The organism is Guptibacillus hwajinpoensis (genome assembly GCF_001039475.1).
GTDB classification, from domain to species: domain Bacteria; phylum Bacillota; class Bacilli; order Bacillales; family Guptibacillaceae; genus Guptibacillus; species Guptibacillus hwajinpoensis.
Window position 1 is genome coordinate 1481105 of the sequence record NZ_LELK01000001.1, and the last position, 23393, is coordinate 1504497.

A 23393-nucleotide genomic window follows, 5' to 3' on the forward strand; every position below is an offset into this window, starting at 1 on the left:
ACCATGTTTACGAAAGCTAAAAAGAGCAGCTGATATCATCAGCTACTCCTCAAACCTATTGTACGGTGCCTCCAGCTTGCGTATAACGTGCGTTAAACTCCTGGACGAACTGGTTGGTAATGTTTGTGTCGTGAATAATAAGCATATTCTCATCATTTATGTCATTACCGTTTGTACTCCAGTTTGTTGACCCTACAATGACTGTAGGATCACTGTTCGTATCCGCATCGATTAGCATCGTTTTACTATGAAGCTTACGAGACTCTGCGTCCTTATAAACAGGTGCTGCATTTGCCCAGCGAGTATTCGGATTGTTCGTGCTTCCTGTTACCGTTTGACCTGTCATCTCAATACTTGCAGACCACCATTGGTTCCAGAAGCTACTGTCAAAAACCCCTTTTACATCAAAACCAGTTAGCGTTCCTTGCTGATCTGTGTATGAGCCTTCCCATTTATTCTTTAACTCATCAACAAGAGCCTGATCACTCCATGCAAAAATAGTGAAATACGTGTTAAGATCAGCTTCCAATTTCACGAGCTCAGCCATATAGTCTACTGCATTGTCGCCAGGTGAGAAATATACTTCCATTTTCTTACCACCAATTGTAAGCTCATGCACTGTGTTATCTGTTTTACGTGAGCTAAAATCTGCATTCTCAATGTTGGGTGATAACGTATTGCTACCCCACATTTCATTGAATTCTGTTTCATAAATACCAGCAAGTTCAGAAGAATTCACTTCAACAACATGCTGCTGGTTACCGTCCAAGATGCCATTCTGCATATTCTCATCCGTCCCATAAAGACCTGTCACAGTAAAGTTCCAGCTACCAGTAAATACCCACTTATCATCCACAATGGCAAATTTATTGTGCATTTGCGTGCCAGGAGAATAATACGAACCATCGCTTTGCACTTCTGCATCAACGAATAAGTAGCCTGTCATCTCTGTATTACCGACCATTATTGTTTTCTGTGGAAAATCATCAGGTGATGATGGTAGTCCGTGATCTGCTCGTTTTGCTTGATCTTCAACTGCAAGCATAGGGGAATCAGAAAGGATTGTAATGTCATCAGAAGTTCCAATCACCATATCTTTTCCTCGTACCATTTCTTCAACGTATAGTCTCATTATTTCAAATCGTTCTACATAATGAGGGTCTGACGCATCTTTTGCATCTGCAATAACTCGTACATCAACGCCCTCAGCAGCTTTAGTAACCAATGCATCTACTACTCTAGGTAAATTAATTTCATATGTAGCAAAATCAATACTAGTTGTCGCACCATTTATGCGATTTAGTAAACGATCTTCAAGATTCACATTATAATTCGCTTCATTTCCTGGAGAAGCGTATTGGTCGAGCGCGCATTTATTGAAATAGACATTGATGGCATCAGGAGCGTTTGAAACCTGATTCAAATGTTCAGTTGTATCTGTACATGCGTTACTAGGAGAACCTGCCCCAGAGTTAGCCGCGCCAGGAGTTCCGATTCCTTCAGCGTAACTTCCTGTTGAAGTAACCCAGTTCGATGCATCTGTACCGCTTCCATTCGAATCAATCCGTGCCATTGTTGCTTTAGTATCATTATCACCACTATGCCAAGCATCAACGTTGTCGATTAACGCGCCACCTGAATCTCTTAACTCAAGTACTTCTCCTGTATTCCCCATTGCTCCGCTATAAATCTCATTGGCAGAAACTTCAGTAACTGTACGATCATCTGTTCTTTCAAGTAGATAGTATCCATTTGCAGGAATCGTACCGGTTAATGGAATAGCTGGACTACCATCTGTAGCAGCCAAGTTCCACCCATCTAATGAAACAGCTGAGCTCGTATTGTTATACAGTTCAACCCACTCATCATTGTAATTCGCTGTCGTCCCCATCCATGCAATTTCGTTAATGACAACTTCACCAGTGCTCGCTGCCTCAGCAGTTGGAGCTGGAAATGCAGGTGCAGTCATCGTCAGTGCTAGACTTGCAGTAGCAAGTAGTTTAACCAATTTCTTCATGATGTGTCCTCCCCAGGAAATAAAATGCGTACTAATTCATCTTACATAATTCGACGAATTTTTTATATGATTTTCGTTTAAATAGTTTGTAAATTTTAAATTCACAAATAAAGGCAATCCATTTGTTTGAATATTTTTCTAATCATTGACAATAATGGGTAACACGCTATGAAATCGGGGTGGACTATGACTTCATTTGAAATTTCACTATACTATTTCTATTTTGTTGTAATGATCGGTGCCGCTATCTACTTTTTTATTTTGAGTCGACAACCAAAAAGTGTGCCGCTTTATGAGTACGTTATTGCGATGATGATCACTTCCTGGTCAGGTGTTGCTTACTTATCAATCTCACTAGGACAGGGATTCATAGAACTGCCAGAGAAAACCATCTTTTTTGCCCGATATCTGGATTGGGTTGTTTCTACACCTCTTCTATTGCTGTCTCTTGCCTTAACGGCCATGCACTACGAAGTAAAGAAAAACAAAGTTCTTATTGCATCCATTGTCGCAGCAGATGTATTTATGATACTAACAGGCTTAATTGCAGATTTCTCTCCAGACTCTCTAAAATACATCTGGTATTCTCTTGGTATGATTGCCTTAGTCATCATTCTGCTTATTACATGGATTCCATTAAAGAAAATCGCAGATCGTCACGAACATCTTTCTAAACATTACAAGCGCGTTGCCCTTTATCTCACAATCTTCTGGGTCATGTATCCTACCGCATGGATACTCGGTGCTTCTGGTATCGGTGTGACCCAAGGACTCGTTGATACATTAGCTTTTGTTATTCTGCCTATTTTCTCAAAAGTTGGCTTTGGATTACTAGATCTCCATGGTTTACGAAAACTTAAAACAAAATAAAACGCGAAAAGCACCTAAACTGAAAATGTTTAGGTGCTTTTTGGTGCTTTCATTTTCTTTCAGAATCTAATTAACATACTATTTCACGGCTTTAATGATCATCGTTGTAGGGAATTTCCTCGCTTTATACAGAGAATAATATCGGTCAGAAATTGGAACCTCTCCTTCTTTATCAATCTCAGAAACGTCACTTTCAACCACTTCTTGGATCGTGAATCCCGCTTTTATCAGTTCATTAATATATGTACTCATTTTTCGTTTCTGAATCACCATCGTCGCATCCTCACCTTTGAAATTCAAAAACGTATGAGGACCTTCTTCTTGATAAGAACCATCAAGTGTAATCTGACCGTTTTTGCTTTTTAAATGAACATAAAGTGGGTGATCCCAGCTGAAAATAAAGCTCCCACCTTTTTTTAAATACTGATAGATCAGGTTAAACGTTGCTTCCAAATCAGTCGTCCACCCAATTGCAAAGATGGAATATACTACATCAAAGTATTCCACTGGCAACCCAATTTCTTCTTCCATTGGTGCACAGTAGAGATAAGTGGTGAGATCTGCTAGTGTTTGTTCCGCTGTATGTTTCTGATTCAGAGACAAATCAACACCCCACAGCTCACTCGCACCTCTGTTCGCCATGTACCGTAACGAATGCCCACTGCCATAGCCAATTTCAAGCACTTTCTTATGTGTTAACTCTCCAAGCAAGTTAAGCTCATCCTCTGTTTGGGCTAATGGCCCGTAACTTGGTAGAGCATCAACACCATTGAAATGGTGTGCAACTGTATTCCAGCTTTCTTTATTTTGATTAAGCACTTCTTTTTTCATTTTGATCTCTCCCTCCAACTGCTAGTTCGAGATTGGATTAGAAAGGTCCTTTATTTTTCTTTCAGTAATAGATTCTAGATTTAATAGAAAACGTTATATAAAAAGTCTCTTATCTAAAAGATTGTTGCATTTAAAACAATTGTTGAATAAAACACTACACTTCGCTGATTGGAGCGGAAATCACCCCATTCTTAGAGCAAAAACGTCTATGAAAAAAACATAAAAAAAGAGAACAGGTTATCCTGTTCCCTTCAATCACTAACTTATTTTTGCTACGTTTTTGGCGGATTTCTTTTCTGATGTTAGACGATCAACTAGCCCTGACAGTGCACCATCGCCTGTTACGTTAGTAGCCGTACCGAAGCTGTCCTGTGCAAGATAAAGAGCAATCATAAGAGATACCATCGTTGCATCAAAGCTAAGCATGCTTTCTAGTAAACCAATGGCAGCCATCACTGCCCCACCTGGCACACCAGGTGCTGCTATCATTGTAATACCAAGCATCAATACAAACGGAATAATCGATGCGAAAGTTGGATCTTGTCCATTTAGCAGCATGACTGCCATTGCACACGACACAATTGTTATTGTGCTTCCTGAAAGATGAATCGTTGCGAGTAAAGGAACGCTGAAATCAGCGATCTTGTCACGAACACCATTCTTCTTTGTCTGTCTCAGCGTTACTGGAATAGTTGAAGCTGATGACTGCGTACCAAGCGCTGTGAAATACGCTGGCATCATACCTTTCAGAAGTTTCAATGGATTACGGGATGTCGCTGCACCCGTTACACTATATTGAATCAAAAGCATAGTCAGATGAAGCAAAATAATCATAACGAATACTTTCGCAAAAACACTAAGAATCGTTTGAACTTGTCCTGCGCTTGTCATGTTCGCAAAAATCCCTAAGATGTGAAGCGGAAGAAGCGGGATAATAACAAAGCTAATCACTTTCTCAATAATGGTTCTAAATTCAACCATGACACCTTTCAGCTGGTTGCCTTTCATAGCAGCCATTCCAAGCCCAAGTGTAAAGGCGATAACAAGCGCCGTCATGACACCCATCACAGGCGGGATCTCAACTTCGAAGAATGGTTTTAATAACGATTCTTCAGGGTTCGCCATTTCAGACGCAACGCCACCTGTTTCTAGGAATAAAGGATAGAGATTCCTAGCGGCGAAGAATGCAAGTAAACCTGCAAGAAATGTAGATAAATACGCTACGGTAGTCGTAATACCAATTAACTTTCCCGCTCCTTTTCCAATCTCACCAATACCAGGTGCAATGAAGCCAATGATGATAAGCGGAATCGCGAATCCAAGAAAGTTACCGAAGATTCCGTTGAATGTTGCAAAAAATCGAACAACCCAATCGGGAAAGTACGCTCCAATCACAATCCCAAGCGTAATGGCGATAAGTATACGTGGTAAAAGTCCAATTCTCTTCATAGTGTCCTCCATACAAAAACATTTGTCCTTCTCAGATGTAATCTATTGTGTACTTTACTAAAAAAACCACACTCTAGCAAGGCATTTGTTTCAAAAAGTCCAAAATAGTTTTATTTCAAAACCTTTACCAAATTACCCCAATCACAACAAAAGCGCAAGCTCACGGTCTCCCGTTAAAAGCTTGCGCTCGCTATCCTTTATTTAATCAGACTAAGAGACTTGAATAGATCAGTCACTTCCTGTTACAAAGTCATCTTCTTTCATTGATGCGAGAACAAAACCACCTGTTACACGATCGTTCTCTTTCACATGAAGTTCAGAAATTTCTCCGCTGACACCTAGCGTGATCTTCTCTTGATTGCCCTGCCCGTTGCGAATAACAAACATTGGCTCCCACTCGTACACACGGGATGCATGATTGACAAATACTTTTTCAATTACTCCCTCACATGGACAGACCACTGAACGATTCATGAATTGTTTCCCCTTTCCAACTTGTAATCGTTCCTCATAGGAACAGTAGATTTCTATATATTCATGATATGTCTCACTTGCTTTTCTATGATGCGAAACATTTGAAACCTAAACCTTGCATCTATTTTACCTACTTTTTTGCATTTGACAACCCCAAATTTTTATTTAATTTAAGACGAATAAGACTTGTCCCAAAAGAAAACGCTTCCTCTATTCGGTTAATGAGGAAAGAACCCCTGATAAAGTGAAATCAGGTATTCTCATCTATCCTTTTCTGCGTCTCTTTATCAATTTCTTCGCGTAATGATTTAAGAATGGGATGGTGATCGGCATATTCTCTTCCATAAGTAAGGTTAAACGTATAATCAAAACCTGGAGGATTTTTCCCTTGTGTATGTTGAATTATGGTCTCGATTTTGTCCAAAGCTTTAACAAATTTCGCTTCGTTTGTAATACCCTTATTGTATTCTTTGCATAGCGTTAGAATTGAATTTCTATTAGTAAGTGCCATAGTTGATGTAAGCCTCTTGACCGCTTCTTCTTCTTTTCTTATTTTTTCTTGTTGATTTACTTTAATTGTAGCTGAAACATCGCCATCATACGCCTCACCCAAATCGTGAACAAGACACATGGAGATCACACGTGACATGTTTAGTTCGGGGAAGTGGTCTTTAAGAACAAGCGCAAACATGGCTAGCCTCCATGAGTGCTCTGCCACACTTTCTCGTCGCCCACTTTTCATATATGCTGATCGAGTCGTCTCTTTCAATCGTTCAAGATCTTTGACGAAAGTAATCATTTGCATTGCATCCATAATCTACACTCCTTTTCAAAAGGTGGTTATGTTCTTTATATGTTTGCGAACATGGTTCCGTCCCTTTCAAAATGAAAAAACCGAGTATTCACAGGCACTGCCCGAATTAACTCGATTTATGTCGATTATATTATTTTTCTTATCCTGGCTATTATTAGTAGGAATAACGGGAGTAGTATTCCATAAGTTGAAGCATAGAAAACCCATATTTTCGAAATGAACTCTTGCACGTAAACAATGTTGGGATAGCTTATTTGAGCTAGAACAATAGTCGTAATTCCCATAGGAAAAAGGAGAGGACGATACTCTTCCATTTTCATTACTTGAGATAATCCTAATGCAGAAACATAATACAAGAGAACTAATTTAAAATAAATTGACAACATCCAGATAATAGCAACAATTACTTCAATTCGTTGAATAAATTGTCCTATGTTCACTTTTTTGGCAAGCACATAGGTCGGATAGGCATTCCTTGCTGTGAAATCCACTCCAAGTACAAGAAGACATAGAACAATAATTGTGAACAGCATCATTCCACCAATTACAGTACCTTTCAGAAAATCATTTCTAATACTTTTCGTAGCCTTAACTGATGGATGAATCATTAAGAAAATGATTAGTTCTAAGAATGGGAGACCGATAAAAGGAAGAGTGGCTCGTAGTATAGGTTTGAAGCCTTCATCAAACACAGGTTGAATATTTGCAAATTTAATTTCTGGAAGAAGAAGGAGAGCAAGTATTAATAACAAACCGAATACCCACGGAAAGAAAATCTCACAGGCTCTAGCAATTGTTTCAAGCCCTAATTGAGCACCCATAATAATAACGACCAAAAAAACCGCTAGTATGACTTCCAGAGGAGTTTCGATAAGTATTTGAGTTGTAAAGAAATCACCAATGTTACGAAGAACAAGCGCAGCTAGCAAAAAAGTGAAACAAAAGAATGACAGTGAGACAATTTTACCGATTGGCTTACCAAGAATCTTCTCATTAACTTCGACAATTGTAAGATGAGGAAATTTAGTAATAAACAGACTATAGAAAACAACTAGTAGAATACCTACCATTCCAGCAAGAGTAGCTGCCAGCCAAGCATCTTGTTTCGCTTCCCCAGCAAGTGAAGAAGGTATAATCAAGATAGAACTTCCTATCGTATAAAGTGAAATTAACCAGGTGAACTGACGCGAACTGATGACTTCTCGCTTCATTCTTTGCACCTCCCTTTTTTGCTCTAAAATTGGTTTATTCAATCCAAGAATATAGTCTTAGACGTAATCAAAAAGAAAGAGGAGCAATACTGTAAAAAAGACAGATAGTGGGAGAGCCAAGCGAACATTAGTATAATGCAGACGAACCATTGGAAACATGATTGATAAAAAGGCTAACGACCAAACTAAATTCCAGCCATTGTGGTAAGTGATGATATTCATCCATGCAGCAACGCATTCAACTAACCAAAAAATAATAATCCATTTAGCGTTATAAGCAATTATCTTACTTAAGCCATTCGTAGGGTAATTTGATAAATAAACAAAAATAGCTAGTGGATTGATGACTAAATTATGTACAAAGTGAGTATTCATATCACTTAGAAAGGCATCCCTATGAAGATCCCATAACTGATACTGCTCATGCGAAATAAATTCGTAAATAAATGTTGCTAAAGCCATATAAAGCATGCTTGGATAATATTTTTCCCAATTCCGCCAATCTCCCTTCCAAATTGAAAGCAAGATGACAATCAATCCGAGGAATACATTCATCGTTTTCTCCTCTTTCTAACCTTTGACTATTTAGGAGGTATGTTCTCTTTTACTTAGGCTCTTTTCGTAGACATTGTTGCTATTGCGATTATTTCTACTCCAGGATGCTCGCTTTCCCCGGGGGCGGGCGGTGAACATTCCTTCCGCTCCAATCACTAAGTGTGGTTTTTTCAATATTTGTTCCAAAAGCAAAAATCTTTTACAAAAGAGCCTTTACTTAAGAAGATCATCATGCTGATCCATATGAGGCGGCTCCTCCATCCAATTATTCGCAATCATTAATTCAACACCTTCACGCGCATAACCATATACATCTTTCGCAAACACTCCTGATTTCAAATTCAAATCGTGTCTCATGCTGAACGCAGCACCGAAGCCTTGGCCACCTAAACCAAAGTTACTCAACAGGTATGTACAGTACAACATTAACTTATCCGAAAACGGCGCCTCTTGTGAATTTGTTACGGTACCACCAGGTGTAGCTGGTACATGGATATCATCTTTTTCAAGAAGTTTACTTGTCTCATTAATAATCTCTTTGGAAAGTTCTTTTCCTTTCTGGAAATACTTTCTCACCTTCTCATCGTGAGCCGTTTGTGCAAACCCAGTAATCATCTGCATTCCTGTGATATTTGTTTCAATACTATGATAGAGGTAGGCAAATTCAATTGTACTAAGCGTTCGCTTAGAACCAGACAAAATAGAAGACTTCATATAATTCTTGTCGGTAATAAATTCAACTGACTCTGGAACGGATATATATGTCGGACGTGGAAGAATACCACTTGTTAAGAGGTATTGAGTAAACTCGTTATAATAAGTTTGAGTAAGAGCTGTTAATTCTGAATATAGTGTCACAATGTCTTCTCTATAAGCCATGCTTAAGTGCAACGTATACATCCCCATGCTAATTTGTTTTAAGACACGCATGAACATAATATCAAAACCATGATCATACAGCTTAGCAGCCTCTGTAAACACATCATCACTTGAGAATCCTATTGGTATAGCCGCTCCCTCTTCCCGAAATAAGTCTTCTATTTTCTTTACTTTCGGTTTTAACTTCTTCCATAGACCTTCCATTAAGCTTTTCGCTTTCTTATCATCAGAATTTGCAATAAAGTATTCGAGCATTCTCAGAATGACTGTCTTCTTCTGGTAAGTCATCCACAATGCACCGATTTCAGTTGAACACAGCTTCGGCTTATTAGCCATACATATCCCTCCTCGATCCGCCTTGACGTTCAGTTCCATATAAATATACAAAAGATAGTATGTGACACTCGCTTTAACATTTATACATGAAGAACATCCACTATGTGTAACACTTGCTTTTTCGTTTATAGGATAAAAAAGTCAATAGGTGAAAAGATAACTGATAGACCATGTTTGAGGAGTTTTGCTATGAAACGTATCCGTCAATTAGGTGAACGAAGAAAGAAACGCACTTCAAATGAGCAAACAAGATATACCTCAGAGAGCTCTACTCCTTTTCATACTAGCCTTGAGCAAAACATAAACGAAATTAAGAAAACACTCGGAGACAGTTCAGATCTTGTTGTTAGAGAATTTAAAGCAGGTACGAACGAATCAATGCACATTGCCGTTCTCTATACGGACGGTTTAGCAGACAAAACTCTAGTACAAGATTTTATCATTGAGCCGTTAATGCTTGATATACGAAACACCGACTTAACGAGTAAGGCTTTCACAAACCGAAGTAGTTTGGAGATTCTAAAAACGTTTTCGATCGCTTCTGGCGAAGTAACTCCAATTGGTGATTTTGATACATTCTATCAATATGTGCTATCAGGTGATACAGCTATCCTTATTGATGGAGACACTGAAGGCGTTGCCATTGATTCAAAAGGGTGGGAAGATCGTGGAGTTAATGAGCCAACATCTCAAACCGTTATTCGAGGACCGAAAGATGGATTCACAGAAACGCTTCGAACTAACACAGCTCTTATCCGTCGTAAAATTAAAGACCCAAACCTATGGATTGAAACGAAACAAATTGGAACAAAAACTCACACAGATGTGTCTATCATTTATTTGAATGGTGTAGTTGATCCGAAATTAGTTGTTGAAGTACGAGAGCGACTTAGCCGTATTGATATTGATGGGATTCTAGAGAGCATGAATATCGAAGAACTGATTCAAGATGGGACCTATTCCCCCTTCCCAACGATTTTCAACTCTGAAAGACCTGATACGGTTGCTGCAGGTATTCTTGAAGGTAGGATTGCAATCGTTATCGACGGAACGCCATTCGCTTTACTCGTTCCTGCATTATTTGTTCAGTTCTTTCAATCAAGCGAAGACTATTACCAACGCTTTGATGAAGGGATCCTGATTCGACTCCTTCGTTATCTATCGTTCTTTCTAGCTTTACTTACACCATCTGCTTATATTGCGGTTACCACTTTTCATCAAGAGATGCTCCCAACACCTCTACTCATCAGTCTCGCAGCGCAACGAGAAGGAATTCCTTTTCCTGCATTAATTGAAGCGGTTCTAATGGAACTAACTTTTGAGATATTGCGTGAAGCAGGAGTCCGTATGCCGAGAGCTGTTGGTTCTGCTATATCAATCGTTGGAGCTCTTGTTCTAGGACAGGCTGCAGTAGAAGCTGGTATTGTCTCTAACGCTATGGTTATTGTTGTTTCGATTACCGCTATCAGTAGTTTTGTTATGCCAGCCTTTAACATGTCAATCTCTGTACGTATCCTAAGGTTTCCATTTATGATTCTCGCAGCAACTTTCGGTTTATTTGGTATCATTCTAGGGCTTATCGGAATGGTTCTACACCTTTGTAGTCTTCGCTCTTTTGGGGTGCCTTACATGTCGCCAATGGCTCCACTTATTATGAAGGATCAAAAAGATGGTATCTTTCGAGCTCCTCTATGGGCTTTACGATCACGTCCTACATTTTTGAGTGAAAATAGTACTCGAAATCAAACACCTTCTCCCAAACCTGATACGAAATGATCACTAATGAAAAGGTGGATAAGATCATGAAACGTTTTATTTGTCGACTCGCGCCCCTTGTTTTGTGCTTATTCTCACTTACAAGCTGCTGGAGTAGTAAAGAGTTAAATGAGGTTGCGATTGCTACTGCGATCGGTATTGATAAAAGCGATAGCGGTTATCACCTATCTGTTCAAGTATTAAATCCTGCCGAAATTGTTTCCTTTAATCCAACTAGTCGTACAGCAGTCACAACCTATCAAACAGATGGCGAAACGTTATTTCAAGCATTTCGAAGATTAACGGTAGAAGCACCTCGAAAAGTATATTTCTCCCACGTTCAAAGTGTCGTTTTTGGTGAGGAAATGGCAAAAAGCGGCATACTTAAAACGCTTGATTTTCTTTCCAGAGACCATGAAATGCGAACAGATTTCTTACTTGTTATCGCAAAAGAAACTACTGCAGAAGAACTTCTTACTGTTCTAACTCCAATGGATAAAATCCCTGCAAGCAAAATGGTTTCCTCCCTCGAAAATGCCGAGAAAAATTGGGCTCCAACGCATACTGTCAAATTAGATGAATTGATTAATACCCTTGTAGGTGATGGGGTTGAAGCTGTTCTAACAGGAGTGCTTCTGAAAGGAGACCCTGAAATTGGAATGGATATGGGTAACGTAGAAAAAGTTCATCCACCTACTACAATCCAAATCTCAAATATTGGGGTATTCAAACGAGATAAGCTAGTTGGTTGGCTCACTGAAGATGAAAGCAAAGGGTTTAATTATTTACAAGATAATGTAAAAAGCACAATTATCAATGTTCCCTGTTCTGATAACTCTGCCGCATCTGTTTCAATTGAAGTGATTAGTACGAAAACCAAATTGACTAGTAAAATAAACAACCACATACCTACTATTACAGCAGCTATACAAATGGAAGGTAATGTAGGAGATGTTGAGTGTAAAACAAATCTTACTAATCCTCAAAATCTTAAAGAAGTTGAAGAAAGCGTTGAAAATGATGTTAAAGATAAAATGGTAAAATCGGTTAAAGCTGCGAAAGAATTGAAAAGTGATATATTTGGCTTCGGTACGTTACTTTATCGTAATCACCCAGGCGAGTGGAAAGTAATGAAACAAAACTGGGACGAAGCATTCCAAGAAGTTGAAGTGAAATATGAAGTTAACGTAACCATACCTCGTCTTGGAACGATTACAGAATCCTTCCAAAGAAAAGGGGATGACTAAAAAGATGTGGTTTGTCTTACTAATTGGAATCATCATTCTCGCTTACAGTGTAATTGAAATTCCAAAATTCAAGAAAAGCAACCAGAAGAAAGAGCTATGGACATTCTCGAGTCTTCTCCTCGTTGGATACTCTCTCTTAATTGCTCAAACGATGAATGCGCCTATCCCTAATCCTTTGGACATGATCACATTCGTGTATAAACCCGTTAGTAAAGTTCTGTTTGCGTTAATGAGCTAGTAGGCGAGTGCCTGTCACCACCCGCTTTATGTCATATTATGTCGTAAAAAAGCACAGAAGCTGAAGAGCTGCTGTGCTTTTGGCTATTTCTTTAGTGAACCTCTCTCTTCCACACATAATATGCCTCAGAATTTATGATCTCCCTAACCCATAAACTCCTTTTCGGCATAACGCGGTCTGACACTTTATACCAGACGCCACCCCTCATTCTCCTATAAACCTTAAAACGCGAAAACGTTCTGTCGCAAAAACTCAGTGAAGGCAAGAGTTTCATGAGATAGTTTAGCACACCTTCACACACCTCCTTACTATGAAGTCAACGCAACATTATATGCAGGAAAGCACTCGATATGAAGAAAATAGGCGGAATTTACCAGCAAGGTATTCCACCTATTGTGGAACAATGAGGAAGAAGCGAATAAAGGAGTGATAATGCATGGATATTTATGATTCTTCTCAACAGCCTCAAGGTTATCAAGCTGGTGATATTGTGTACGTGATGTACCGTAATCCACACACGTATAATGTAGCGAATATACAAGAAGCAGCTGTGGTGAATGACCCAGACCAACCTGGTCAGCTCGCTCTATTTCTATATGAAACGTACTATCCGCTTGATTCAGATATTGCTATTTATCATTCAGAGGCTGAAGCTGAACAAGCCTACGCCACATATTTCGGCTCTGCTGAATAAGGGGGTACTACAATTGGTAAAACCATTCGTTCCACAACTTGTTTATATGGAGCCTCGGGCTCTTGAGTATCCATTAGGCAAAGAGCTTCATGAGAAGTTCACTAAAATGGGGATTGAGATTCGTGAAACAACCTCACATAACCAGGTACGTAACCTTCCTGGTGACAATCACTTTCAGCAGTATCGCGTTGCCAAATCAACACTCGTGGTCGGCGTTCGTAAAACACTGAAATTCGATACGTCCAAACCATCTGCTGAATACGCCATTCCCTTCGCAACAGGCTGTATGGGTCACTGCCATTACTGTTATTTACAAACCACAATGGGAAGTAAGCCATACATACGAACGTATGTAAACACAGAAGACATTTTTGATGCTGCAGAGAAATATATGCAAGAACGAGCACCTGAACCAACTCGATTTGAAGCGTCCTGTACATCTGACATCGTAGGTATTGATCACTTAACACATACGCTTAAGCGTGCCATTGAGTATTTCGGTAAGTCTGATTTCGGTCGTCTACGCTTTGTAACGAAATTTGCCCATGTTGACCATCTTCTTGATGCAGATCATCAGGGCAGAACAAGATTCAGATTTAGTATGAATGCCGATTATGTTATTAAATTCCTTGAGCCTGGGACATCAAGGCTAGATGAACGCATTGAAGCAGCAGCAAAAGTTGCCGAAGCAGGCTATCCTCTTGGCTTCATCGTTGCGCCGATCTATTTATATGATGACTGGAAACAAGGATATCTTGAGTTATTTGAGAAACTTGAAGACAAACTCCCGAAAAGCGCAACAAAGGATCTTACCTTCGAGCTCATTCAACACCGCTTCACCAAGCCTGCGAAGCGCGTTATCCAGAAGAACTACCCTATGTCCAAATTAGAAATGGAAGAAGAAGATCGTATGTACAAATGGGGTAAATACGGTATCGGAAAATACGTCTACCAAAAAGACCAACAGCAGGATATGAAAGACACCCTCGGTGGCTACATCGATAAATTCTTCCCTAACGCTAAACTAGAATACTTTACGTAATAGCGAGTAGCGGGTGCCTGTCACCACCCGAATAAACTCGATCAATGTCGAATCTTTTAGAACGCAAAAAAGCACGTGAGGTTTAACACCCTCACGTGCTTTTACATTTATGTATCGAACGCTATTCTAATCTTAGAAGATCAATAAACAAAAAAATAAACCCAAACCCGCTTCGTCGTCACTATAAGTGTCTCAAAGCCCGCGTAAAAGCAGGTGGGTACCCGCACAACTACCTTTAACGTCCCGCTCAGAAGGCCGGCTTGCTATCAGTAGGTGGATGTAGAGTTCCCGGAAAACTAGCATCGGTTTGAGACAACCGTTGTAAACGTGCGTTGCAGGAATGGGTATTGCTTATGACCATACTTTACACCTTTTTCATTAGAAAATCAATGGATGACGTTACCAATTTACTCTTAATTTTTAAAACGGTCTCTGACCCTCCTCCAACTTTCTTATCTTAGAACAAGAGCCTGCTAACTGAGATCACCACCGTCACCGTTACCATACTAAACACAGTTGAAGCGAGCACAATTTGGGCAGCGAGCTCTGGCTCATTCTCATATTCTTGGGCAATGATTGCACTATTCACAGCTGTAGGCATTGCGGATGAGATGAGCAGCGCTTTAGCAATAACCCCATCAAGACTTAAGAGATAAATAATAGCAAGCGCAATAGCTGGACCCATAATTAATCTTAGAATGAGGCTAACATAAACCACAGAAAGGTTCTTCGCAAAGCGAAGCTGAGCAACTTGTGCACCAAGCGTCACAAGAGCTAGCGCCACCATGGCATCTGCTATGTAATTCGCAGGAATGAGGACGAATTCCGGAACATCAACGTTCAGTAGGTTGAAGCCAATTCCTAAAATCATTGCATAAAGCACGGGCATCTTAAAATAACCAACCACAGCACTTAATTTATTTCCCTCAACTGTCTTTAACGCGAAGATTCCCCACGAGAACGTTAAGATGTTTTGAAATGTAAGGATAATTACCTGAATCGACATCGCAAAAGGATCGTGTTTAAAAACGAGATCGTTAACAGGTACACCATAATTTCCAGAGTTGTAGAATAAGATACTGTTTGTAAAAGTTGCACGCACGCTTTTGCTATAACGGAATAAACGACTGATGCCTGCTGAAATAAAATAGAGAACAATAATTAGAATTAAGAAAAACCAAAGCACTGATAGAAATAGAGACAAAGAAAAAGCTGTTTCATACAGCTTCAAAAAAATAAATCCAGGTACGACAAAGTAAATATTCACCTTAGCAAGTGTGTATAAATCGAAATGAAATATACGATGAAGCACAACTCCAATGCCTATTAGGATAAAAACAGGCACAATAATATCTACAAATACACCAATCACAAGCGTCCCTCAATTCTTAACTGAGTATGGTTACCTCTTCTAGTCTACATGAAATGATTCATCTATTCAGGCATTCCGCTTGTCATTGCTCAATATTACACATTTCATTTCATAAAAAATACAGCTGAAGCTCTTAGAGAACTCCGCTGTTTCTTTTTGACTATGTTAATGAGCCGAAACCACATTTAGCTAATTGAAGCGGAAGGATGCTCGACTCGGGACAGGTGAGACCCCGCAGGAGCGTTAGCGACGAGGAGGCTCATCGCCTCCCCGCGGAAAGCGAGCATCCTGGAGCGGAAATTCACTTAAGATACGCTCTCTTTCTGCACACTTCTAAGTAACTGGTTCACTGCTTTTCTATGTTTCCATAAATAAGAAGCTAGTTCATCTTTTGATATAAACTGTTCATACTCGTCGCAATAACCTTCACCTTTACCATGAATCGAAAAGGATGTATCATCATATTTCATAATTGTGCACTGTCCATTTCTCACAAAATCCTCAAAAACAATGTAATGTTTGTTTCCCTCTTTGTCGTAATGTGCAACAATTTCGAAATTCGAGAGCAATTCTTCTGCATCTCGTTTTCGTTTAATAATCATTATGGTTCTCCTCTCCCTCTTACTAATCGGTCTTGCTTCTCTCTATAGTATAAATAAGTTCGATTTAATACGGTAAAATCCTTCTTTCCTTTTTACACAAAAAGAGAGTCAGCTCATTTGCTAACCCTCTACCTAAACAGTGTTTATTGGAATTCTTCAATCTCATCGTATTTAACATCAATAACTTGATCGGTCTTAGGGTTCACTAGAACATAAACTCTAATTTCTCTCGATTGACCATCTTCTTTTTTTAACGTAAATTCAAAGTCATATTGCTCACGAACATCCGATATGAAAACTTTACCATCATATCGATAATCCGTTACGTTTTGATCGGGATACTTTTTAGTGGTTTCTTCAATCGCTGTTTTCCCCCATTTTGCGTATGAAGGAATTTGTGCTGATGCAAACGATACCGGTACAAGTAAACTGATAAACAAACACACGCTAATCATGATCGTTCTATTCAAAAACACTACCTCCTTTTCAATTGTCTGAAGATAGTATTTATAGAATTCGCGCAAAACATACATAATGCTTAATTCTGCTGCTGTCGATCTTTGTAGTTAATAATTTTCATTAAGTATCGAACAATAATTAAGAAACCAAAAGTGCTTGCTAACGTATAGGTCCACTTCCAATACTCATATTTAATAAATCCCGTATATTTCTCAAGGATTACTTCGATTATTGTGATTCCCACCGAATAAAGCACCGCCTGCCAAACGATTCCTTTCCATGTTGAAGTGATGGTGGTTTGGTAATAGTAAATACCGATTAAAGGAAAAAGGATATATTCATACGTCAGGCTGGACTCAAATTGATTGTTAAATAAGTTCACTGGATAAGACAGCAATCCTTCTCCTACGACCAAAATGCCAAGAATGGATGAATAGTAACTCGATAAAAGGAAGACGATCAACCGATCTTTGAATGGACTTTTCCTCAGGTTAAATAGGAGTAAACAAATTCCACCCCCAGCCAAAATCCATAACACTGTTTTTTCATCTAACAATTAGATCACCTACTGCGATTAACAGTTTTTTTCTTTAATCACTATAAGTATGTGTCACAATCATACATTTCAAACAAGACTACTGTTTTATAAGCAACTTGATCTAATATTGGTTTTTATGAAACACTTTCTAAAAAATTAATTAATCACGGTTTAACTAAAAACCCTAAGGGTAATTCTAAAGTGTTATAGAGACACTTAGAAGGGAGCCCCTGCCATGTTGAAGAAACTTCTGCCGTGGCAGCTACGAAAGTATTTTGAAATGCCAAGGCGGATCCGTAAGCATGAGCTTCAGTCTACGCTATGGTATATGCCTGGACTTTACATTATCGGATCATTCATTTTCGTAGCGATCACACTATATTTAGACACTGTGTTTGAACTTTCAAGTTATGTTCCTGAAATGTTCCATACATCAGCACAGCCGACTCGCCTGTTAATTAGCGCTCTAATTGGCGGTATCTTAACACTCAGCGCCTTTACACTCAACTCCTTACTCGTTGTTCTTACAACGTTTAGTGGTCAGTTCTCACCTCGAATGTTAATGAACTTCGTAGCAGATCGAACGACACAGCATTTTATCGGCATCTTTCATTTTAGCTTTGTTTATGTTCTTGTGGTTTTCTTATTTATCACAAGTGAAGAAAATGAATATTTCGTAGCAATCCCAGGCATGACCGTATTTCTTGCCTTTGTGACAGTCATCACCTTTATTTTCTTCATGAATCACGCGACTAGTTGGATGCAAGTGCATAACATTACAACACATATGAAAGAACAATCGATTTCGATTGTTAGAAAAACACTACGAAATGATCTCGAACAGTTTCGTTGTGAAGAGCCTAACGACCTGATGGAAGAGGAACAAAAGACGGAAACACTCATTACTGCTCGTGAATCTGGCTATCTGCAACTGATCGATTTTAAGTCCATGATTAATGAAGCAAAAAAAGATCACGTAATCATTAAACTTCATAACAAAGTAGGAGATTATGTCCTGAAAGGTAATCGCTACTTTTCTTATTGGGGCCCAGGTGCTGAGCGCGTTAATCCTGATAAATATACATCTTTTATTGAAGTTGGTTACAAAGAAACAGAAATTCAAGATATCAAAATGGGGATGACAAAACTATCGGAAATTGGTGTCAAATCGCTTGGAAACAATGATCCTCAGACTACGATCACCGTTATCCATCAGATGGCTGATCTTCTTCTTGAAGTTGAACGAGATATTACCTTTACACCCTACCTCGCTGATCAAAACAATCAAGTTCGCGTCATTATGGATGCCGAAGACTTCAGCTACTACTTATACAGGGGATTCGGCTACTTAAGGCATTATGCTGGAGATAACTACCCTATTATTACTGAGATTATTATTGCGCTTAGTATGGTCGCACAATCCATTAGTGAGGAAAGGCTAGATATGGTATGGGACTTTGCGAAAAACTCCACAGATCATATCCCGAAACAATTCATTTATGAACTTGATCGTGACTATCTATTAAAGAAACTTTACGATCTAGCCGTCTTTACGAATCACCAACAAGACTATGAGCCAATTAAAAAACGCCTACTCAACATTGAAAAAAAGCATTCTTAAATCAAAGCTCTTTTCGTATACAATGATTCAATAAGAAATGGTTAATTTCCGCTGCAATTTGCTAAGTGTGGTTCTGTATACAAAAATCCTTTTAAAAGCTTTTAAAAGAACCTATATCAATAACAAAAAGGTGACCATCGTGGTCACCTTTTCTATTAGCGATATGCAGCTACTTTGCTTACAATTTCATCTTCTAATCGCAGTTCTTCTGAAGAATAAATATTCTCTACGTAAATTTGATGCCAAAGCATAAAAATGAGCACAGTCCATATTTTACGAGAATAATCACCTTTTCCTGCTGCGTGTGCATCTAATAAATTCTTCACATAAGTTTTGTTAATTAAGTAATCGGTTTCACTAACATGGATCAACTGATTAGCCCATTCGTATAGTTCGTTTTTCAACCAGAGACGAATCGGCACTGGGAAGCCAAGCTTCTTCCGATCTAGAACGTGATCAGGAACGATTCCACGAACTGCTTTTCTAAGAATGGACTTTGTTGTCCCATCATTGATCTTCTCACGTATCGGAATTTCGCGCGCTACACGAAATACTTCTTTATCAAGAAATGGAACACGAAGCTCAAGAGCATTCGCCATCGTCATCTTATCCGCTTTTAATAGAATATCCCCACGTAACCACGTTTGAATATCAACGTACTGCATCTGATTTACAGGATCTTGACGCTTAACGTTTTGATAGAATGGCTTCGTGATTTTCTGATAATTCTCATTCTCAAAATAAGTAGTAAGCAACTGCTCTTTCTCTTTCTCTTCAAACATCTTTGCATTTCCAATGTAACGCTCGGAAAGTGGCGTTGATCCTCGTTCAAGGAAACTTTTCCCTCTCATGCCTTCTGGAAGGACGCTTGCAACTTGATTAAACACGCGTTTCATGATCGTAGGCATTGGGTTAAAGTAACGGAGAGAACTCGGCTCACGGTAGATGTTGTAACCACCGAAGAGTTCATCTGCTCCCTCCCCAGAAAGAACAACTGTCACGTGCTTACGTGCCTCTCTTGCAACGAAATAAAGTGGGACACAAGCAGGATCTGCAAGTGGATCGTCCATGTGCCACATGATTTTAGGAAGCTTCTGCACATATTCCTTTGCTGATATCATATAAGAATAATTCGGAACGTCTAACTTATCAGCTGTTTCTTTCGCCACATCCACTTCTGAATACCCTTCATGCTCGAATCCTACAGAGAATGTTTTAATTTGTGGGTTCACCTTTTTCGCCATTGATACAATGATGGAAGAATCAATTCCTCCTGACAAGAAAGACCCTACAGGTACGTCGCTTCGCATATGAACGTTAACTGAATCATATAGAACATCGCGAATTGATTTAATCCAATTACGCTCGGTTGTGATTGGACTAAATGTAGCATGAAAATATCGTTTAAAAAGGATTGGTTCATTCTGTTTCTTAACAAAATAATAACCGGGTTCAACCTTCTTAATGCCTTCTGTCATCGTGAACGGCTCTGGTACATATTGAAAGCTTAAATAGTGCTGCAATGCCGCTGGGTTCACCTTCTCGAATTCTTCGACGAGTGAAATACTCTTTTTCTCAGAGGCAAAGATGATCTCATCTTCATCTTGCTTGTAGTATAGCGGTTTAATGCCGAATGGATCACGAGCTCCAACCAATTTTTTCTCAAGCTTGTCCCAAATTAGAATCGAAAACATGCCGCGTAAATCCGTAAACGCTTTCTCTCCTTTGTGAATAAAAAGACTAAGGACGACTTCCGTGTCAGATTCCGTCTGGAACGTAAAGCCTTCTTTCCTCAACTGTTCACGAAGTTCAACGTAATTGTACACTTCGCCATTAAATACCATCCAATATCGTTCATTTTCATAATGATAGGGCTGATGACCACTTTCAAGATCGATAATACTTAACCTTCGAAATCCAAGAGATATAGATTCATCTGTATAATACCCTTCATCATCAGGACCTCTATGTGTAATAACTTGATTTCTTCGTACGAAATCAGAGCAATCTTTGTGATCGTAATTCCCTAGTTCTGTACGTAACACTCCAACAAAACCACACATAATAGCAGCCACACTTTCATTTGGAATAATAAGTATATCGTAACACTTTTGTAATAATAATGTAACTAAATTGTTACAATACTTATTGCCTTGATGGAAGTTATGTAGTCCAAATTTAGTTTACTAGAGAGAATTTATTTATTTTTGTAAATCCATTAATCTTGTTGTTATTTACTGTGTACCTTTAATATTTGATTCAGATAACTGTTCGTTGAATGCAGTATGTATAGACTGACATTTCTTTTCCATCAATCACTTCTATTAAATCACATTAATTTCCTACTCGTAACACCTTTTCAGAATAAGACACCAATCGACTTAACTAGACATTTTTTTGCTGGATTCTTTTTACTCTAAATAAAAATATTCCATTAACTGATCCGCTTTTATTTGAATGGTGTTGCCCAAATGAGGTGGAAAATTCCCATCAGATGACTGTCTACTCTCGTTACTTCAAACCTTTCATTTACTTTTCCAATAATATCGCGATCAAGATGACAACCAATCTTTTGAGAAAACAATGGGTCTAGTTTTTCTTGCAAGCCTGCGGCTACTTTATTTGAACTAATACCGTGTTCGAATAAAAGGATCTATCCATCTGGTTTGCACCACTGTCCCATTTGCTCAAGAACAAAGTCCGGATGAGGGTACGAGCACATGGAAAGTGTTGAGACAATGGTATCGAACTGATTCTCTTGAAATACAACTTTCTCAACATCTTCTTGGATCACAGTGCAATCGAACGAAACTTCTTTAGCTGCTTCTTTAGCATACCGGACCATTTCTGTACTGAAATCAACCGCAGTTAATGACGTTACGTTGCGATATAGTGGAAAATTTGTTCCTGTGCCAGCAGATACTTCAAGAATGTTGCCACTTGCACTTGCTAGTAATTTCTTACGGAACTTTGTATCAATCGTAGATTTATTTCTACGCTTCTCATACAACCTTGCATGTTTATCGAATATTTTCGCTTGTTTAGAAGGGTTCATTGCGCACTTCCTTTCCTATTATCTATTCTCAGGTATTTGCCTTTACTATAACATCGCCAATTTAGAGAAGCTCTGTAAATATCTCTAACCTAAAGAAAGCTGCGGATATACTCCGCAGCTTTCATATCCTCCCAATATATAGCGTGTTTCGTATAATTCCAGGCTGTCCTGGAACCCAATTAGCAGGAATTCCTTGACCTGTTTTTTCACTATATTGTAACCCTTGCATTAATCGTAAAATCTCATAAACATTCCGTCCCACTTCAACCGGGTAAACCATTTTTGTCACGATGATTCCTTCTGGATCGACAATGACTGTTCCACGATAAGTAGCACCTGAATGCTCATTAAGTATTCGGTAAGCTCTACTGATATAGTGATTTCGATCACTCACAAGTGGATAGTTCACCTTTGACGCAGCAGGAGATACTTCCGTAAACACTTTATGAGCATAAACACTATCGGTGCTAATTCCCAATACTTCTGTATTCATCGCCTTCAACTGAGGATAAATAGCAGCGACCGCTGCAAGTTCTGTCGGTCAAACAAATGTAAAGTCACTAGAGTAGAAAAAGAGAATTACCCATTTCCCTCGATAATCTTCAAGACTTACTTCTTTTATTTCTTTATCAATTGGATCATATGCCTGTGCTCGGAAGGAAGGGGCCAGATCGGTTGTTTGAGCACAGTTAGGTAGTTTGTCTGGTCTTTTCTGATCATTCTCCACTGTCTCACCTCTTTTCAGAGCAGTATATGAGCAATCAACCAGCATATTGCCTGTTTCCTTCTTTTTGTGGTGCGCTGTTTCTCTAATAGAATTGACTTATGAGCTACCTAATAAAATTTTCATAAAACACTTCCATAACAAAAAATCCCCTCAAGAAGAGGGGGGAGAGAATAGGCTATAATTCACATTATGTTCGTAAGCGCTTCATTATGACGAGATTTCACCTGAAAAATGTCAGCAAAATACCTCGGATTATTAGGAAACCGAAATAAATTATGTTATTATATAAATCAGTTTAAAGAGAAAAGAGGGATTTACATGGAGGAAGAACAGGAAATCATTCTCCCTGAAATCGGTAGTGTCGTTGAAATCGATGATCGCAAAGCTAAGGTCGTTAGTTTATTAAACAACACCATTGTTGCTGAATGGGAAGAATACGGAGAAGACGAAGAAAAGCGTGTGGTTGTCAGACACGAAGAATATAAAATGCTTTAGCTAAAAGGGCAGGTGCTTACCTGCCTTTTTTATTTCTGCACCATTTATCAGATTAAAGAGTTAGACACAATGAATTCAAAAAAAAGAGACTATTTAAAGGCTCTCTTTCACC

The 23393-nt window shown here is 38.9% G+C and carries 24 protein-coding genes and 1 other RNA gene; 8 read left to right on the forward strand and 17 right to left on the reverse strand.

What is annotated here, in order from left to right:
• Positions 1–55 precede the first annotated feature (55 nt).
• Positions 56–2017 carry a phospholipase D-like domain-containing protein gene (locus AB986_RS07450; protein WP_048310231.1) on the reverse strand — a complete coding sequence of 654 codons (1962 nt, stop codon included), beginning with the start codon at positions 2015–2017 and terminating at the stop codon, positions 56–58.
• 186 nt (positions 2018–2203) lie between these two features.
• On the opposite strand from AB986_RS07450, the gene AB986_RS07455 reads away from it, so the two are divergent.
• Positions 2204–2887, forward strand: a complete 684-nt coding sequence (locus AB986_RS07455; protein ID WP_053216073.1) for a bacteriorhodopsin — start codon at positions 2204–2206, stop codon at positions 2885–2887.
• A gap of 78 nt (positions 2888–2965) precedes the next feature.
• Here the strand turns inward: AB986_RS07455 and AB986_RS07460 are convergent, their stop codons facing one another.
• From AB986_RS07460 to AB986_RS07490, 7 genes are all read right to left on the reverse strand, one after another.
• Positions 2966–3718 (reverse strand): class I SAM-dependent methyltransferase, encoded by a 753-nt coding sequence (locus AB986_RS07460; RefSeq protein ID WP_048310232.1) that lies wholly within the window; start codon positions 3716–3718, stop codon positions 2966–2968.
• Positions 3719–3976: 258 nt separating this feature from the next.
• Positions 3977–5167 carry a dicarboxylate/amino acid:cation symporter gene (locus tag AB986_RS07465; RefSeq protein ID WP_048310233.1) on the reverse strand — a complete coding sequence of 397 codons (1191 nt, stop codon included), beginning with the start codon at positions 5165–5167 and terminating at the stop codon, positions 3977–3979.
• 228 nt (positions 5168–5395) lie between these two features.
• On the reverse strand, positions 5396–5641 hold the full coding sequence (locus AB986_RS07470) for a biotin/lipoyl attachment domain-containing protein (protein ID WP_048310234.1): 246 nt from the start codon (positions 5639–5641) through the stop codon (positions 5396–5398).
• A 250-nt stretch (positions 5642–5891) separates the two neighbouring features.
• On the reverse strand, positions 5892–6455 hold the full coding sequence (locus AB986_RS07475) for an HD domain-containing protein (protein WP_048310235.1): 564 nt from the start codon (positions 6453–6455) through the stop codon (positions 5892–5894).
• 125 nt (positions 6456–6580) lie between these two features.
• Positions 6581–7666, reverse strand: a complete 1086-nt coding sequence (locus AB986_RS07480) for a GerAB/ArcD/ProY family transporter (RefSeq protein ID WP_048310236.1) — start codon at positions 7664–7666, stop codon at positions 6581–6583.
• 57 nt (positions 7667–7723) lie between these two features.
• Positions 7724–8221: a CBO0543 family protein gene (locus AB986_RS07485; RefSeq protein WP_048310237.1), complete on the reverse strand. Its 498-nt coding sequence runs from the start codon at positions 8219–8221 to the stop codon at positions 7724–7726.
• A gap of 213 nt (positions 8222–8434) precedes the next feature.
• Positions 8435–9436 carry a DUF3231 family protein gene (locus tag AB986_RS07490; protein WP_048310238.1) on the reverse strand — a complete coding sequence of 334 codons (1002 nt, stop codon included), beginning with the start codon at positions 9434–9436 and terminating at the stop codon, positions 8435–8437.
• Between the two features lie 189 nt (positions 9437–9625).
• Here AB986_RS07490 and AB986_RS07495 point away from each other — a divergent pair, with 189 nt between their 5' ends.
• The 5 genes from AB986_RS07495 to splB all read left to right on the forward strand — a co-directional run bounded on the left by AB986_RS07495 (position 9626) and on the right by splB (position 14412).
• Complete coding sequence (locus tag AB986_RS07495; protein ID WP_048310239.1) at positions 9626–11212, forward strand: spore germination protein; 1587 nt, start codon at positions 9626–9628, stop codon at positions 11210–11212.
• A 26-nt stretch (positions 11213–11238) separates the two neighbouring features.
• Entirely contained in the window at positions 11239–12438 is a 1200-nt protein-coding gene (locus AB986_RS07500) for a Ger(x)C family spore germination protein (RefSeq protein WP_048310240.1), read from the forward strand.
• Positions 12431–12676, forward strand: a complete 246-nt coding sequence (locus AB986_RS07505) for a hypothetical protein (protein ID WP_236690318.1) — start codon at positions 12431–12433, stop codon at positions 12674–12676. The genes AB986_RS07500 and AB986_RS07505 overlap by 8 nt, the downstream gene beginning before the upstream one ends.
• 436 nt (positions 12677–13112) lie before the next feature.
• Positions 13113–13370 (forward strand): transcriptional regulator SplA domain-containing protein, encoded by a 258-nt coding sequence (locus AB986_RS07510; RefSeq protein WP_048310242.1) that lies wholly within the window; start codon positions 13113–13115, stop codon positions 13368–13370.
• Between the two features lie 13 nt (positions 13371–13383).
• The gene (gene splB / locus AB986_RS07515) at positions 13384–14412 is read left to right on the forward strand and encodes a spore photoproduct lyase (RefSeq protein WP_048310243.1); all 1029 of its coding nucleotides are present in this window, start codon (positions 13384–13386) and stop codon (positions 14410–14412) included.
• 160 nt (positions 14413–14572) lie between these two features.
• Here the strand turns inward: splB and ssrS are convergent.
• From ssrS to AB986_RS07535, 5 genes are all read right to left on the reverse strand, one after another.
• Positions 14573–14756: non-coding RNA, 6S RNA (ssrS, locus tag AB986_RS21535), on the reverse strand.
• 113 nt (positions 14757–14869) lie between these two features.
• Positions 14870–15784 (reverse strand): AEC family transporter, encoded by a 915-nt coding sequence (locus AB986_RS07520; RefSeq protein WP_048310244.1) that lies wholly within the window; start codon positions 15782–15784, stop codon positions 14870–14872.
• A gap of 305 nt (positions 15785–16089) precedes the next feature.
• Positions 16090–16386 carry a hypothetical protein gene (locus tag AB986_RS07525; protein ID WP_048310245.1) on the reverse strand — a complete coding sequence of 99 codons (297 nt, stop codon included), beginning with the start codon at positions 16384–16386 and terminating at the stop codon, positions 16090–16092.
• 143 nt (positions 16387–16529) lie between these two features.
• The gene (locus AB986_RS07530) at positions 16530–16856 is read right to left on the reverse strand and encodes a DUF3889 domain-containing protein (RefSeq protein ID WP_048310246.1); all 327 of its coding nucleotides are present in this window, start codon (positions 16854–16856) and stop codon (positions 16530–16532) included.
• A gap of 68 nt (positions 16857–16924) precedes the next feature.
• Positions 16925–17401, reverse strand: a complete 477-nt coding sequence (locus AB986_RS07535; RefSeq protein ID WP_048310247.1) for a CBO0543 family protein — start codon at positions 17399–17401, stop codon at positions 16925–16927.
• A 217-nt stretch (positions 17402–17618) separates the two neighbouring features.
• Between AB986_RS07535 and AB986_RS07540 the strand changes: the two genes are divergently transcribed.
• Positions 17619–19004, forward strand: coding sequence for a DUF2254 domain-containing protein (locus tag AB986_RS07540; RefSeq protein ID WP_048310248.1), 1386 nt, complete (start codon positions 17619–17621; stop codon positions 19002–19004).
• Positions 19005–19159: 155 nt separating this feature from the next.
• Here AB986_RS07540 and asnB read toward each other — a convergent pair whose 3' ends face one another.
• The 4 genes from asnB to AB986_RS22680 form a co-directional block, all read right to left on the reverse strand.
• Positions 19160–21067 (reverse strand): asparagine synthase (glutamine-hydrolyzing), encoded by a 1908-nt coding sequence (asnB, locus tag AB986_RS07545; RefSeq protein WP_048310249.1) that lies wholly within the window; start codon positions 21065–21067, stop codon positions 19160–19162.
• A gap of 386 nt (positions 21068–21453) precedes the next feature.
• Entirely contained in the window at positions 21454–21609 is a 156-nt protein-coding gene (locus AB986_RS22315; RefSeq protein ID WP_161797348.1) for a hypothetical protein, read from the reverse strand.
• Between the two features lie 48 nt (positions 21610–21657).
• Positions 21658–22059, reverse strand: a complete 402-nt coding sequence (locus AB986_RS07550) for a class I SAM-dependent methyltransferase (protein WP_053216074.1) — start codon at positions 22057–22059, stop codon at positions 21658–21660.
• A 121-nt stretch (positions 22060–22180) separates the two neighbouring features.
• The gene (locus AB986_RS22680; protein WP_394172986.1) at positions 22181–22786 is read right to left on the reverse strand and encodes a peroxiredoxin; all 606 of its coding nucleotides are present in this window, start codon (positions 22784–22786) and stop codon (positions 22181–22183) included.
• 318 nt (positions 22787–23104) lie between these two features.
• On the opposite strand from AB986_RS22680, the gene AB986_RS22320 reads away from it, so the two are divergent.
• A complete protein-coding gene (locus AB986_RS22320) occupies positions 23105–23281 on the forward strand; it encodes a hypothetical protein (protein WP_161797349.1) in 177 nt (58 codons plus the stop codon).
• Positions 23282–23393: the final 112 nt, after the last annotated feature.